Below are 15,948 nucleotides of genomic sequence, written 5' to 3'. Positions count from 1 at the left end.
ATATGAAAATATCATTTTTTGCTGTAAAATACATATTTTTTAAAAAAATTATTATACTATTTTTATTTAGCGTATATTTTTATACCGATATATACGTCTTTTAATAAATTCATAAGCAGTGCCGAAGAAAAAATATAATACAGCCCTTATTTACAATCTAATTAACCCGCCCACCCGCCCCCAAATATTTTTAAAATAATAAAAAACCCCTGCACTACTAAAGTACAGAGGCTATAATTGTTATTTTTAATATATATTGAAACAATTTTATTTTGTTAACAGATACACTTTATATAGAAATTATCAACTTTTTTACCGCACAAAAAAGTTGATACCAAAGGCACGCAGAGTGGGGACAAATCCATGCAAATATTTCAAATTAAAAAAAATTAATTTTTTACAAATTATAATTGTTTAGGTATATACTAAAAAATTAACTTTAATAATATACTTATACAAATTATGTTTATTATTATTCATAAATAAAGAAATTATTTTTTATTATTTGATTTTTTTATTTCTTCTTTAAGTTTTTTTATTTCATTATACTGATATCTTTCTGTATCACTCATCTTTGAAGTCATTTGTGCTTCCTTTGTTACATCTGCAACTGTTGATACTATATCAAAAATAGTTTTTAATATTGACATATTAAACTCCTTAAAGTTAAAATATTTTTACATGCTTGTATATGTATTTTGCAATATTTTACTATTTTTTTTTTTTTTTTTTTTCAAGCATTTATATTGATTTATTATGATTTTTTTAATAAAAAAAGGCATGCATGAATAAATATGCACACCTTTTATTTTTGTATTTATTATTTTTATTTTAAGAAACCAAATCTTGCACAGCATCGCGTCCTGCATTCAAAGCCTTTTCATTGCTAGGTAAAAAATCTTTCTTACGTTCGCCGAATACTTTTAAAAATGCCTGCTGAACACTATCAAATGATACTATATTATGAAGTGTAAGCAAAGCACCAAGCATAACCATATTAGCAGATTTAGGATTACCTATATCGCCTGCTATTTTATTTGCTTCAACATAAGCAACTTTTATATCATCTCTTGAAGCCTTTTTATCTATCAAAGATGAATTTATTAAAAGTATTCCATTAGGAAGAACATCTTTTTCAAATTTGGTAAGAGAAGGAAGATTCATGATAACTGCTGCACTAGCATCATGAGAAATCATAGGAGAACCCACAAGTTCATCACTTACAACTACCGAACAATTAGCAGTACCTCCTCTCATCTCAGGACCATAAGAAGGACACCAAGTAACATGCTTATTTTCTATCATTCCAGCATAGGCTATCATCTGTCCCATAGACATAACACCCTGTCCGCCGAAGCCTGCAAAAATAATTCTTTCTGTACTCATATATTCCCTCCTTTTTTAAGCATCATTTCTAAAATTACCAAGAGGATAATGAGGTATCATATATTCTCTTATCCATTTATGAGATTCAGTAGGTGCTATTCCCCAGTTAGTAGTACAGCTTGTAAGCATTTCTACTATAGAAAAACCCTTTCCTGCAATCTGATGTTCAAAAGCCTTTTTTGCAGCAATTTTAGCCTTTCTAATATTTGCAGGACTGTCTAAAGCAACTCTCTCAACAAAAGTAGCGCCCTCTAAAGTAGCAAGCATCTCGCATACTCTTATAGGCTTACCAGCTCTGTGAAAATCTCTTCCAGCCTGAGTTGTTGTAGTTCTTTGACCTTCCAAAGTAGTAGGTGCCATCTGCCCGCCTGTCATACCATAAATGGCATTGTTCAAAAATATTACTGTTATGTTCTCTCCGCGTGCTGCTGCATGTATTATCTCAGCTGTACCAATAGCGGCCAAGTCTCCATCACCCTGAAGCGTAAATACAATACTATCTGGAACTGCTCTTTTTACTCCAGTAGCAACTGCAGGTGCTCTTCCATGTGCTGCCTGCTGCATATCACAATTAAAATATTTATAAGCAAGTACGGAACAGCCTACTGAAGCTATACCTACCGTTCTATCCAATACCCCAAGCTCCTCCAAGCATTCGGCAACTATTCTCTGCGAAGTGCCATGCATACAGCCAGGGCAATAATGTGTTCTATCATCCGTTAAACCTTTTGACTTTTCAAATACTATCATATTATACCCCCAGAAAAACCTCTAACATTCTCTATTATCTCATGAGCAGTAGGTACTAATCCTCCTGCTTTTCCGTAAAATTTAACTTCTGCTTTGCATTCGCATGCCAATTTTATATCATCAATCATCTGTCCCATACTCATCTCTATAGAAACATACATCTTACAATTAGGATTATCAAATGCTTTTACAGGAAAAGGCCATAAAGTCTGAGGACGTATCATACCAGCTTTTTTACCTTCCTCTCTAAGTTTATCAACAACACCTCTTACAACCCTAGACATTGTACCATATGATACAAATATAAGCTCAGCATCATCTGTAAAGTATTTTTCTGCTCTTGCTTCTTTTTCTTTTATTTCAGCATATTTTTCCTGCAAATGTATATTATGCTTGTATAATAATTCAGGCTCTAAATAAAGGGAGTTTACAAGATTTTTTCCTCTCTTACCACGCATACCATTAGCAGCCCAAGTTTTTTCTTTAAGCTCATATTTAGGTTTATAAATAATTTCCACAGGCTCCATCATCTGCCCAATATAACCGTCAGCAGCCACATAAACAGGAGTTCTATAATGATCTGCTATATCAAATGCTTCCATTATCATATCAGCAGCTTCCTGCAAATTAGCAGGTGCCAAAACAGGACAATTATAATCTCCGTCTCCTCCTCCTCTAGTCATCATATTATAATCGCTTTGAGCAGGCTGTATACTTCCAAGTCCAGGTCCTCCTCTCATAACATTAAGTATAACTGCAGGAACTTCAGCACCAGCCAAATATGATATACCCTCCTGCTTTAAAGCAATACCAGGTGAAGAAGAAGAAGTCATAGCTCTTACTCCTGCTCCGCCAGCCCCGTAAACCATATTAATAGCAGCTACCTCACTTTCTGCCTGTACAAAAGCTCCGCCTGATTCATACATAGCCTTAGACATAAACTCTGGTATTTCATTTTGCGGTGTAATAGGATAACCAAAAAAACATTTGCATCCTGCAGTAATAGCCGCTGTTGCCATAGCCTCATTTCCTTTCATTAACTTTCTAGCCATTTATTTATTACCCTCCTCTTTATCCAGTCTTTCAACTTTTATACATATATCAGGACACATCATAGCACAATTGGCACAGCCTATGCATTTATCCATATCTGTAACTGCTGCAGGATAATACCCCCAAGAATTCATATTTTCTTTATCTAAATATAATATCTTAGTAGGACAAACTGATATGCAATTAGAACAGCCCTTGCATTGCTCTCTGTCAATGCTCACTCTACCTTTGGCCATTATATTATTACCTCCATTTTTTATTAGTTTTCTTAAAATATTATATATATGATATATTATATTTAAAAAAAATGCTTTGTCAAAATTTATAATAGTATAATGTAAATCTAAAGTGAAAATAAAAAAACGTCAATGAATAATACTAACTATTTTTTATTATAGTTATAACTATCTAAAGTATTTTTATAATATTTTTTTTATTATATATAGTAATTATTATTATTTTTATATATAATAAAAAAATCAATAATATTAAAAAAATGCGAGTTTATTATAATGAATAATGATGATAAATCAAATATAGAGCGATTATTCAATTTAGGACATGAAGCATTCAGTAATAATGACTATAACAAAGCAATAACTTATTTAGATGAAATTATAGATATTTATAATAAGGATATTATAGCATATTCTGACGGAGAGTTTATTATATATAGTGATTCTTATGATGATAATAAAAATGAAGACGAAGAGAGAAATATAGATGATGAAGAGATAAACATCACTCATAATACATTAGTTGACGCATATTATAACAGAGCTATATCAAAGTTTAATTTGAAAAATTATGAAGAGGCTATTAAAGATTTTGACAAGGTAATAGAATTATCTCCAGATAAAGCAGATGCATATTATAACAGGGGACATTCAAAATCATATTTAAAAAGATATGAAGAAGGTATTGAAGATTTTAAAAAAGTATTAGAGTTTGATGAAGATGATTTTGAGGCTGTATATTATGTGGGACTTGGATATTTTTATTTGGCAAACTATGAAGAGGCCATTAAAAATTTTGACTTGGCTTTATCTTTAATAGAAAAAACGGAAGAAGAATATATTGCAGATATATATTATTATAGAGGACATTCTAAATCATATTTAAAAAGATATGAAGAGGCTTTATCCGATTTTAATAAACTCATACAATTAAGAGAAGATGACAGCGAAGCATTTTATTTTAAAGCATTAAGTGAGTTTTATTTAGGTTTGTACGAAGAGGCAATAAATGATTTTAATACATCTATAGAGCTTGATTCTAATGCATCAAATGCCTACTACTTCAGAGGGCTTTCAAAAAGTAATTTAGAGTTATATGATGAAGCAAGAGAAGATTATAAAATAGCAATAGAGTTTGATCCAGAAAATATTATAAGTATTTACAATGACGCTGGACTTATTGAATATAAATTGGGTAATTATGAAGAAGCTATTGAATACTATACAAAAATAATAGAAAAAGATGAAAATATATCATATATCTATTATAACAGAGCATTAGCAAAAGAGGCTTTAGAATTATACGAAGAAGCATTAAAAGATTATGACAAAGCTATAGATCTTAATCCAGATGATACATACTCTTACAATAACAGAGGACTTATCAAAAATGAAATGCAGATGTATGATGAAGCATTAGAAGATTATAATAAAGCTATAGAGCTGGAACAAAATGATGCTTATTTATACAATAACAGGGCTTTATTAAAGGGAAGAATACATTTATACAGAGAGGCTTTAGAAGATTTTGATAAGGCTATTTCTTTGTATGATGAGAACAGTGAGTTTTATTATTTTAGAGGGCTTACCAATTTTTATTTAAATGAATTTGATGAGGCTTTAAAATATATTAACAAGGCTATTGAATTAAATAATGAATATATTGATGCTTATAATGAAAGGGGAATTATATATTACAGAACTGAAAATTATGAAGAAGCTATTAAAGATTTTGAGAGAGTATTAGAACTTGATAATGAAAATGTATATGCTTATTATCATTTAGCTTTATCTTATGAATGTTTGGAAGATTATGATAATGCTGTAAAATACTATACTAAAGTTATTGAGCTTGATAATCATTCATTAGAGGCATACTATAACCGAGCTTTAGCTAAAATGGAAATTAATCTATATAATGAAGCTATAGAAGATTTTAAAAATGTTATAGAACTTGATAAAGAAAATACAGACGCCTATCTTAATATAGGTATATGCTATGACTATATGGAAGAATATAAAAAGTCAATAGAATATTACAGCAAAGTTATAGAAATAGATAATAATGCATTAGATGCATACTATAACAGAGGACTAAGTAAGGTAGGATTAAAACTATATAATGAAGCCTTTGAAGACTTTATAAGAGCACTTGATATTAACTCCAATTATTTAAATGCCTATAATGGAATAGGTTTTTCAAAGACAAAATATTCTAATAATGAACTTAAAAATGGAAACATTAATAAGGCTATAGAACTCCTTAATGATGCATTAGTTTATTATAACAAAGGTCTTGCTTTAGATATAGAAGACAATTTAACCAATGCCTCAATATATGACAGTATGGGATATACTATTACAAAATTGGCTAATATATATCAGACTATGAATGATAAAGAAAATGCTTTAAAATATTATAATGAAGCATTATTTTGTTTTAATGAAGCAATAAAATTAAATGATAAGCATGCACTTGCTCATAACAGCATAGCATATATTAAAATACAGATTAATAAGATGAATAATACCATTGATAAACTAAATGAAGAGGCTTATACTTACTTTGAAAAAGCATATAACATGTCAAATAAAGATGATAAAAAATTGATAGTAAAATGTATTGTTTCATTAGCAAATGAGAATATAAAAACGGCTTTGGAGTTTATGAGTAAAAATAATTTAAATTAAATATTATATACTAAAAATTTTTAAGTTTGTCAACCGCGAGCTGCGGCACCTTCCCGCACTGTATAATTTATTCTTATCAAATGTCAACGATACGTGCGGCTAATTACCTATTATTAACCAAATAAGTAATTTACTATACATCTAAAACATATTTTACTGATTAACAAAAATATATTATGTTACAAATAAATCATAATTACATTCATAAATAACTAAAGTTTGACAAACTATATTTGTTTAGATATATACTAAATAATAAAATAAAAAGGCTTATAAAATGAATATACACACATCTTATAAGCCTTTTAATTTAAGAATATATATAACTTTTAATTTTTAAATAAATTCACAGCCTCATCTTTAGCACTATTAACCGCATTAACAACAGAAGCAGAGGATATAGTAGCACCGCTTATAGCAGCTATCTGAGCCTCTTGTGCTTCCTCAGGCTTTATTCCTTTTACAACGCTTAAAGGAACTATAGTACTCTGACCTTTGAATTGATCTCTGAAACTAGCCTCAGTAATTTTAGCACCAAGCCCAGGAGTTTCAGCCTGCTCTGTAACAACTATAGCAGTAATTACCTCAGCATTAGCATCAAAGCCAACAAGCACTTTATTTTGTCCGTTATATCCGCCGGCAGAAGCAAGCATAGCATATCCAACTACAGTACCGTCAGATTTTCTTCCAATGTAATATTCATAAGCAGAATTTTCTTTTAAAGGTCCTTCAAGTTCATCAGCACCTTCAATAACAGCTTTTACACCATTAAGTACAGTTTTTTCATTGTTAGCCAATATATCTTTTTCAAAAGAAGAATATACGAATGAAAGTAAAAAACCAGCAAGCAATGCAGTAATAGTAACTGAAATAACAGCAGTATAACCAACTTCTTTTTTCATTATTTACCTCCTTCTTTCTGAGCATTAGCTTTATTAATAGCAAGGAACTCTTTTTTACCGAAAGGCAAAGGACGAGTAAGCATAGCAATCAAAGGCATAAACATATTTCCTATAAGTATAGAATACATCATATATTCAGGAGAAGAACCGAAAGCTCTTAATATAGCAAGAACAGCACCTATTAAAAGAGCGTATATCCAAGCACCTAAATGGCTTGAAGGCGAAGTAACCATATCAGTAGCCATAAAGAAAGCACCAAGTCCGAAACCTCCAGCTAATACATGATATATAGGAGAAGGATATTTTCCAGGAGTTGCTAAACAAAGCATAAGACTCACAGCAACTAAAGAAATAAACATACCCAAAGGAATTCTCCAATCTATAGTTTTAGTAGCAAGCAAATATATACCGCCTATTAAAAGAAGTAAGAATGAAGTTTCGCCTATAGCACCTGAAGTACTTCCTAATAGCATCTGTAAATAATAATGAGATTCAAAACCTATTTGTTCAGCTAATGAAGTACTTATATTAGCATTGTAAGTGAATTTCATAAAAGTTAAAGGTGTTGCCTGAGTTAAAGCGTTCATCATATCTATAGTTTGAGTACCGCCTGTAACAGTATTAACTAAATTATGAAGACCAGGAGCAAATAAATCCAAAAAAGGAACTCTAGCAGGAGCAGGATACATAGTCATTTGAGCAGGGAAAGCAACCTGTAAGAAAGCCCTTCCAACTAAAGCAGGATTGAATATATTAGAACCTAATCCGCCGAAAACTTCTTTAGCAAAAACTATAGCTATTACACTCCCTATTACAACCATAGTAATAGTAGCAGAAGGCGGAAGCGTCATAACAAGAAGTATAGCAGTAACTGTTACAGCATAATCTGGAACTAAAGGTTTTTTTCTTACTTTTTTTACTATTATAGTAGAAACAATACAAGTTATAATAGCAGTAAGATATAGAACTATAACTCTTGCACCAAACAAAACAATACTATATATAACAGCTGGTAAAAGAGCTATAATAACTCTTAACATTATCTTATTAGTAGTATCTCCGTCTTTTATATGAGGAGACGATTCTGTATAAAATTTCATTATTATCTCCTTAATTTATCTTCTTAGCAAATCTTTACCAAATCTAATCCACTGCACCAAAGGAATCTTTGAAGGACATATATATGAACAGCTGCCGCATTCAAAGCAGGTTGCTATATCTAAATCATTCAATTTATCTTTAATTTTAGCCTTAGCAGTATGAGCGATTTCAGTAGGAGATAATCTTAAAGGACATGCATTGCCGCATCTTCCGCATTTAATACAAGGATATTCTACTTCTTTAGGCATTTTATCTTTATCCAAGAAAAGAAGAGAGTTAGTACCTTTATTAACACATTGATCTATATTAGGAACACTTGTACCCATCATAGGACCGCCTGCTAGTACAAGAACATTTTCAGCAGTAATACCGCCGCATTCATCTACAACATGTGAAATAGGAGTACCAAGAGGAAGCCAAACATTTTTATGTTCTTTTATAGCGTCTCCAGAAACAGTAACAAGTCTCTCTATAAGAGGTTTATCCTTAGCAACAGCCTCATATATAGAATAGAGAGTAGCAACATTGACAACTAAAACTCCAACATCCATAGGAAGTTTGCTTACTGGAACAACTCTTCCAGTAGCAGCATCAATAAGCATTTTTTCAGCACCCTGAGGATAACGAAGTCTTAAAGGCATAACTTCAACATTATGCTCTTTTCCAATTTTTGTCATTTCTTCTATAGCTTTAGGCTTGTTATTTTCTATACCGACAACAGTTCTTTTTACAGAAGGAATAATTTTTCTTAATATTTCAATACCCTTAAATAAATCTTGGGTATATTCTATCATAAGTCTGTAGTCGCTTGTAATATAAGGCTCGCATTCTACACCATTGATAACTAAAGTATCGCAGCCGCCCTTAGCCGCACCATCAACTTTAACATTAGTAGGGAAAGTAGCTCCGCCCATACCAACTATACCAGCTGCCTGTATCTTTTTAGCCATTTCTTCTGCTGATAATGACATATAATTTGAGTTTTCATAGTATGCCAAATTGTCAGCAGTACTATCAACATTAATAAGTAAAGCATTAGCACCGCGTCCCAAGGGATTAGGAGCTATATCTATAGAAGCAGCAGTTCCAGTAACAGAAGAATGCACATTACCAGAAACATATCCTCCTGCCTCGCCTATGAGCTCGCCTCTGTTTATTTTATCACCTTTGTTTTTTAACATTTTAGCAGGAGCACCTATATGCTGAGCCATAGATATTAAAACTGTTTTAGGTAATGCAGAGAGAGCAGATGAAGAGATTTCGGCAGTATCTTTACTATCATTTGGATGTACTCCGCCAAAACGAAATTTACCTAATTTCATATTATCAATCCTTCATTTAATAAAATTAATTAAAACACTATTATTAATTTAATTATAATTGTTTAATTTATAGAAATAACAGCTACAGATTTGGTATAACCGCTTCCGTAACCGCATACAGCTACCTTACTATTTTTTTTAATAAATCCGTCCTCCAAAGCCATAGATAATGCCACACCAGAAGAAGCACTTAAAGAAGAATGAGCATCTTCCATTTTTGAATAAACCATATTCTTATCTACTGATAAAGCATTAACAAAATTATCATAAGCAGCTTTACTTGAATAAGAAGGTATATAATAGTTAGGCTCTATATTATTAGCAGATAAAATATCTTTAACATATAAAGCAGCTTTTTTTGCCTCTTCTTCAAAAATGCCGCTGTCTTTAATGGATATGAAGTGTTCTTTATTTAATACGCCTTCTTTAGTATAAGGCTTAGCAGTTCCGCCCATAGGAATATAGCAATTTTCCAAAGCACTTCCATCAGTTACAGAATCTATAAAATCTATTTGTATATCAGATTTTTCATTAGTAACAAGTGCAGCAACACTTGCATCATCAAATCTATTTTTATCATCGCATATATAAAACGATTCAGCAGCTGTAACTAAAATATTTTTATATCTATTACTCTTTACAAAAGCATAAGCTAATCTTAATGCTGATAAAAAACCAGTAAAATCACTTTCTATATCAAAGCAAAAAGCATTAGAAGCCTTAATTTTTCCTGCTAATATACAGGCAGTTGAAGGATAAACATAATCTTTAGTAACAGTGGCACAAATAATAGCATCTATTTCAGCAGCATCTATATCTTTTATAACCTCATTAATAGGAATCAAAGCCAAATCAGAAGCGGCCATATTGGTTTGCTCTTTTTTATAAATGCTTTTACAAGATTTAATGTATACCATTACAAAATTCCTTTAATAACAAATGTATTATTTATAATTTTTTTTAAAATATTCTTCTCTTAGCTCCAGAATCATATAGTTCTTTAGCTATTTTTTCATTAACTTTGGCATCTAAGAATCTATACATATTAAGCACAGCGTTTTTCATACCTACTCCGCTTGTTTTACCATGCCCAACAAAAGCACCGCCATTCAAGCCCAATAGTATAGCAGAACCATAAGAATCAGAACTCATTTTAGATTTTAAATTAGTAAATACAGGCTTCATCATAAGCCCGCCCATAACACTTACAGGATTTTTCTTAACTTCGGATTTAAGCATATTTACAACCAAAGCAGCTGTACCCTCTATAGTTTTTAATACTATATTACCATCAAATCCGTCAGCAACTACAACATCAACACAATCAGACTTAAGCATATCATTAGGTTCAACATTGCCTATAAAGTTTATTTTTTTCATCTTTTGCAGACGTTCAAAAATCTTTTTAGTATCTGCATTACCCTTAGAATCCTCTTCTCCTATATTAAGAAGACCAACTCTAGGATTTTCTATCTTTAAATATCTTTTTGCAAATACTCTGCCCATAACAGCAAACTGAACCATATAGTCTGGAGTACAGTCCACATTAGCACCCATATCAAGCATACAGAACTCACCGCCGAATTTCGGAAGTGTAGATATGAGAGGAGGACGCATAACACCTTTTAAGCGGCCTATTTCTGTAAGTGCTGCTGCAAGTGTAGCACCTGTATTACCTGGTGAAAAGAAACCATCAGCTTCTTTATCTTTAACCAAACGTGCAGCCATCAAAACTGAAGCATTCTTTTTATGTTTTATACCATTAGCAGGACTTTCATTCATATCTATTATTTCATCTGTATGTCTTATATCCACACGTTTATGATCATATTTGGCTTTAGATAAAACTTTAGTAATACTTTTCTCATTTCCTACTAATATTAAATTTATATCATTATTTTCTGCTAAAGCATTAACTGCCCCGAGAACTAATTCTTCGAGAGGTTTTTCTCCGCTGGCTACATCTATGGCTAAATTCATAATATTTCCTAGTTAATTTTAATTTTTATCAGCCTGCATTTTGGCTTTTTGGAGCTTTTACTACTCTGTCTTTATAGAAACCGCATTCAGGACAAATTCTATGAGGCATTCTTTCTGCTCCGCATTGAGGACAGATTGATAATGAACCTAAGAATCTTTTATCATTAGCGGCTTGTCTTGATCTTTTTTTAGATTTCGATTTTCTATGCTTTGGTACTGCCATTTTTATTTCTCCTTAAAAATTTATTAAAGGCTATTAACTCAAAATAGATAATAGTCACATTTTACAATATAAAGTATAGACTATAATACTATAAAGTGCTAATTTTGTCAAGCAGAATTAACATAACACAGGATTTATTATAATATTTATACAATTATTTTATACATTAAACACATTATTAAGAAAGATTTAATAAAAAATTATCATCTTATAATATTTTTATCTTCTATTATAAAATAACTGTCTTTCAATATTTTTTCTGTCAAATTTATCCTGTATAATTTTGCTGTATCTTTATTGATAAGCACTCTATAAGAATCAGAGACTTCAATAAAATCTATAGAATCGGTACTGCCTCCATTATCAATAACCTCTTTTAAAAGTTCTGCAAGTTTTCTGCCAAGATAATAATAGTTGCAGTCAAGTGAAAAAAGGATATCAGCATTTAAGGCATTTTCTATATCTGTATTTATTATTGGTATAGAATATTTCCTGCATAAATGATCTATATTATAAATATTATCATTTATGTAATCATCTTTGGCTGTAAATAAATAATCTATATCTAAAGATGATATGATATTCTCTATATCATTGATAGTATAATCCGCTTCTAAAGCTATAGGATAATAATGAATATTTTCATCGCTGCAGTATTTGCTTAAATATTCAGAAATATTCTTTGAAACTTCAGAGTCTTTACTATATAAATATCCCAAACTATTTACCCCATTTTCAGATATTATTTTTAAATATTTAGTAATATCTAAATTGCCGTAAACTCCTGTTATATTATTATTCTGTACTCGGTTTTTTTCTATAGCAGATAAAGATAAATTATCAAAACAGCCTGCAAATAATATAGACTGAGGTACTATTATATTCATAGAAAGTAAAACAGCCTCCTCCCCTATAACAACCGCTATACTGGAATTATCCTCCCGAACATTATTAGCTATTTCTATAATAGAAGCATCATCTCCATTTGAAGTATAAAAATTAATTTTTACATTAAGTTTGTCTAATGATATTTGATCTATTAGTCCTTTTTCTATAGCATTAAATTTTTTTGTATTTTCTTCCTTTATTATGCTCACTATAACTGGCTTATCATCATAATCATCACTGACACAGGAAACTAAAATAAAGAGAAATATAAAACAATTAAATAATTTGATTAATCTCATAATAAATATAAAAACCTAATCATATATTCTTAATATGAGCAAAAAAATATATATCATGTCCAATAGCCCTCATCTTCTCCTCATAAAGCGTAACTCCGTATCCTTCCAGCTTATGAACATAATCATTATCTAAAATATTCTTAAAATTATTAACTTCTTTATATATAGGGTTCATTATTTCCAAAGCATAATTATCATCATCTGTAACTGAATAAAATATTCCGTCATCTTTAAGCAAAGGATATATTTTATTTAAAAACTCTTTATTAAATATTCTTCTATGGGCATGCTTTTTCTTAGGCCAAGGATCTGGGAAGTTTAAATATATTTTATCAAAAACATATTTGCCGTTTAAATATTTATCTATAACATTGTTGGCCTCTCCAAATATAATAGTAAGATTTTTTATATCTCTTTTATAAGCCTTTGATACAGCTTTTTTAGCAGCTTTATATGAATACTCTATTCCTATAAAATATTTATCTTTACTTTTCATAGCAAGCTCTGTAATAAACTTTCCATTGCCGCATCCTATTTCTAATTCTATTACATCATAATCAGAAAGTCTTTCCGATAATTCATCTGCTATTAAAGAACTATCTTCATTATTAAAATCATCAAGCAAATATTCTTTTAATATATCCTCATCAAGATTTAAATTTCTCAATATATAACTCCCTATTATTTTTTATCCTAATATTTTATTTGAATGATATTATTACTTAATCATTATGTCAATATGGTATATAAATATATAAAAATTAATTATATCATCATTAACTAATTAGAATTAAAATATATATTCATCATATGAATAAAATAATATATACCTAAACAAATACAGTTTGTCAAAAAATAAATTTTTTAAATTTTGATATTTGCGGGGCTTTGCTGCGAAGCACACAGTCGTGCCGCACCCCAGTTCTTTTGTGACGCTGTCCGCCTCGTTCTGCATGCCGTAGGCAGGTGTGGCACATACGAAGTACGCCTGCGGCGAGAAGCAGGCACAGTCCGCCCGCTCTGCGTACCTTCGGTAGCGAAAGGCTATATTTCTGTCTAAATTTTACAATTTATTCTACATGTAAAACATAATTAGTACTATTTAGTATTATTTTTACACTTGCACTTTCGCGAAGCGTATCCGAGCTTGTAGAGGATATAAGGTTCTTTTGGCGAAGCCCGCAGAGCGAATGCGGGAAAAAGAACAATAAAAAATTGACAAACTTAAAAATTTTTAGTATAACTTAATCAAAAAATTGATAAGTATTTATTATATATAAAACTAAAATCGAACATATGACAGCTTTAGCTCACATATAATAATAAGCGAGATTTTTTAATATTTAAAAGGAGAAGTTATGAGTAAACCCAAAATCGTAGTATTGGATGGAGGTATATTAAATCCTGGTGATATATCTTGGGGTGAAATAGAAAGCATAGCCGATTTAAAAGTATATGATAGAACAGATTATGACAAAGTAAAAGAAATAGCTTATGATGCTTGGGGAATATTAAACAGCAAGGTTGTTATTGACAGAAAATTAATGCAGTCTTTGCCCAATTTAAAATATATAGGTATGCTTGCTACTGGATATAATACAGTAGATATAGAATCATCAAAAGAACTTGGAATAACTGTTACCAATGTAAGAGGATACGGACCTCAGTCTGTAGCTCAGCTTGTTATGGCTTTTGTATTGTCATTATCTTTTAGGATAGTTGAACATAATAATCAAGTACATAATGGAGATTGGGTAAAATGCAAAGATTATTCATTTAGCTCATACCCTTTAATGGAGCTTGAAAATAAAACTATTGGAATATTTGGTTTCGGAGATATAGGAAGAGAAGTAGCCAAAATGTCTTCAGCTATGGGAATGAAAGTTTTAGTATATTCAAGAAGCAAAAAAGAAGGTTTCGAAAATGCATCTAGTATAGAAGAGCTTTTCGAAAGAGCCGACTTTTTATCTTTAAATACGCCTTTAAATAAAGAAACAGAAAATTTAATTGATATAAACTTACTTTCGAAAATGAAAAAAACAGCCTTTTTGATAAATACTTCAAGAGGAGGCGTAATAGTAGAAAAAGACTTGGCATATGCTTTGAATAATAATTTAATAGCAGGAGCAGGACTTGATGTACTTGCAAAAGAACCTCCTTCAGAAGATAATCCTTTACTTACAGCAAAAAACTGCTACATCACCCCACACTTCGCAGGAAATACTTTGGAGGCTAGAACAAGACTTATGCATAAAGTTTATAAAAATATAAAGGCATTTTTGCAAGGCAATCCTATAAATGTTTTAACAAAATAAATTTTTTATAATTAGACTTTTAGCGAGTATATCAAAAATATAATAGTAAAAACAAGAATTATTTTATACACTTTACTATTAATAAAAATACATGCTGCTTACTTTAACAAATTCTGATTTTATAATTATAAAACATTATAGTGTAAAAATTAAACAATTTTTGCAAGTAATATTAAATTATAATTTTTCCACTTCTTCTATGCTAAGCCCAGTATTCTCGCTAATAATCTTTATATCTATACCAGCATTTTTGAAACTCCTAGCTATAGCAATCTGTTCTTCTCTTCTGCCTTCCTGCAAGCCCTCTTCACGCTCTCTTCTTAACATTAAAGTCTGACCATATAAAAATGCGTCTCTAGCATTATAAACTTCCATCTCATCTTCACTTGATATAAAACGTTCGTATTTATTAATTACTTTAGGCATAATATTATTAACCTCCTTTAATTTATCTTTAACTTTATTCAAATCTTTAGCTGTAAAAAACTCTATCCAAGATAATATTTTATTTTTCTTAATCTCTTCTATATTTGTATTATATAATATTTTCTTAAATCTTGGAACTTCTACTATATGCATCTGAATCAAGTCTAAAACAACTGATTGATTTTCTATATCTATTAACTTAAAGCATCTATGAGGCTTACCTGCATCTCTAAAATCCATATTGAAGTCTACAAAATTAATGCTTATAACCTCACTAATTATATCATAAGGCTCTTTTTCTTCTACTTCGCTTACTATATTCTTAGATATATAATAGTATATTCTTCTCAAAAAGTCTATATTACCTGATAATTGT

General features: G+C 30.4%; 16 protein-coding genes. 2 read left to right on the top strand and 14 right to left on the bottom strand.

What is annotated here, in order from left to right:
- Nucleotides 1-491: 491 nt before the first annotated feature.
- The 5 genes from Q1X91_RS10375 to Q1X91_RS10355 form a co-directional block, all read right to left on the bottom strand.
- A complete protein-coding gene (locus tag Q1X91_RS10375) occupies nt 492-650 on the bottom strand; it encodes a hypothetical protein (protein WP_300756868.1) in 159 nt (52 codons plus the stop codon).
- A 181-nt stretch (nt 651-831) separates the two neighbouring features.
- The gene (locus Q1X91_RS10370; protein ID WP_300756865.1) at nt 832-1,386 is read right to left on the bottom strand and encodes a 2-oxoacid:acceptor oxidoreductase family protein; all 555 of its coding nucleotides are present in this window, start codon (nt 1,384-1,386) and stop codon (nt 832-834) included.
- A 15-nt stretch (nt 1,387-1,401) separates the two neighbouring features.
- On the bottom strand, nt 1,402-2,136 hold the full coding sequence (locus Q1X91_RS10365) for a thiamine pyrophosphate-dependent enzyme (RefSeq protein ID WP_300756862.1): 735 nt from the start codon (nt 2,134-2,136) through the stop codon (nt 1,402-1,404).
- On the bottom strand, nt 2,133-3,188 hold the full coding sequence (locus tag Q1X91_RS10360; RefSeq protein WP_300756859.1) for a 3-methyl-2-oxobutanoate dehydrogenase subunit VorB: 1,056 nt from the start codon (nt 3,186-3,188) through the stop codon (nt 2,133-2,135). Before Q1X91_RS10360 ends, Q1X91_RS10365 begins: the two co-directional genes overlap by 4 nt.
- Nucleotides 3,189-3,425: a 4Fe-4S dicluster domain-containing protein gene (locus tag Q1X91_RS10355; protein ID WP_300756856.1), complete on the bottom strand. Its 237-nt coding sequence runs from the start codon at nt 3,423-3,425 to the stop codon at nt 3,189-3,191.
- Between the two features lie 276 nt (nt 3,426-3,701).
- On the opposite strand from Q1X91_RS10355, the gene Q1X91_RS10350 reads away from it, so the two are divergent.
- Entirely contained in the window at nt 3,702-6,116 is a 2,415-nt protein-coding gene (locus tag Q1X91_RS10350; RefSeq protein ID WP_300756853.1) for a DUF2225 domain-containing protein, read from the top strand.
- Between the two features lie 329 nt (nt 6,117-6,445).
- Here Q1X91_RS10350 and Q1X91_RS10345 read toward each other — a convergent pair whose 3' ends face one another.
- From Q1X91_RS10345 to trmB, 8 genes are all read right to left on the bottom strand, one after another.
- Entirely contained in the window at nt 6,446-7,018 is a 573-nt protein-coding gene (locus tag Q1X91_RS10345; RefSeq protein ID WP_300756850.1) for an FMN-binding protein, read from the bottom strand.
- On the bottom strand, nt 7,018-8,118 hold the full coding sequence (locus Q1X91_RS10340; RefSeq protein WP_300756845.1) for an RnfABCDGE type electron transport complex subunit D: 1,101 nt from the start codon (nt 8,116-8,118) through the stop codon (nt 7,018-7,020). Before Q1X91_RS10340 ends, Q1X91_RS10345 begins: the two co-directional genes overlap by 1 nt.
- 15 nt (nt 8,119-8,133) lie before the next feature.
- Nucleotides 8,134-9,441 (bottom strand): electron transport complex subunit RsxC, encoded by a 1,308-nt coding sequence (rsxC, locus tag Q1X91_RS10335; RefSeq protein ID WP_300756842.1) that lies wholly within the window; start codon nt 9,439-9,441, stop codon nt 8,134-8,136.
- Nucleotides 9,442-9,503: 62 nt separating this feature from the next.
- Nucleotides 9,504-10,358: a 3-oxoacyl-[acyl-carrier-protein] synthase III C-terminal domain-containing protein gene (locus Q1X91_RS10330; protein ID WP_300756839.1), complete on the bottom strand. Its 855-nt coding sequence runs from the start codon at nt 10,356-10,358 to the stop codon at nt 9,504-9,506.
- Nucleotides 10,359-10,401: 43 nt separating this feature from the next.
- The gene (gene plsX / locus Q1X91_RS10325; protein WP_300756837.1) at nt 10,402-11,421 is read right to left on the bottom strand and encodes a phosphate acyltransferase PlsX; all 1,020 of its coding nucleotides are present in this window, start codon (nt 11,419-11,421) and stop codon (nt 10,402-10,404) included.
- A gap of 28 nt (nt 11,422-11,449) precedes the next feature.
- Nucleotides 11,450-11,644: a 50S ribosomal protein L32 gene (gene rpmF, locus Q1X91_RS10320; RefSeq protein WP_013114200.1), complete on the bottom strand. Its 195-nt coding sequence runs from the start codon at nt 11,642-11,644 to the stop codon at nt 11,450-11,452.
- A gap of 203 nt (nt 11,645-11,847) precedes the next feature.
- Nucleotides 11,848-12,831, bottom strand: coding sequence for an ABC transporter substrate binding protein (locus Q1X91_RS10315; RefSeq protein WP_300756831.1), 984 nt, complete (start codon nt 12,829-12,831; stop codon nt 11,848-11,850).
- A 19-nt stretch (nt 12,832-12,850) separates the two neighbouring features.
- Nucleotides 12,851-13,498, bottom strand: a complete 648-nt coding sequence (gene trmB, locus Q1X91_RS10310; protein WP_300756828.1) for a tRNA (guanosine(46)-N7)-methyltransferase TrmB — start codon at nt 13,496-13,498, stop codon at nt 12,851-12,853.
- Between the two features lie 691 nt (nt 13,499-14,189).
- Here trmB and Q1X91_RS10305 point away from each other — a divergent pair.
- On the top strand, nt 14,190-15,146 hold the full coding sequence (locus Q1X91_RS10305) for a D-2-hydroxyacid dehydrogenase (protein WP_300756826.1): 957 nt from the start codon (nt 14,190-14,192) through the stop codon (nt 15,144-15,146).
- A 177-nt stretch (nt 15,147-15,323) separates the two neighbouring features.
- Here the strand turns inward: Q1X91_RS10305 and Q1X91_RS10300 are convergent.
- On the bottom strand, nt 15,324-15,948 hold a 625-nt coding region (locus Q1X91_RS10300), incomplete at its 5' end, for an Rpn family recombination-promoting nuclease/putative transposase (RefSeq protein WP_300756823.1).

This window comes from uncultured Brachyspira sp. (assembly GCF_949287625.1).
In the GTDB taxonomy this organism is placed as follows: Bacteria; Spirochaetota; Brachyspiria; order Brachyspirales; family Brachyspiraceae; genus Brachyspira.
This window is presented reverse-complemented; position numbering and strand designations above follow the sequence as displayed.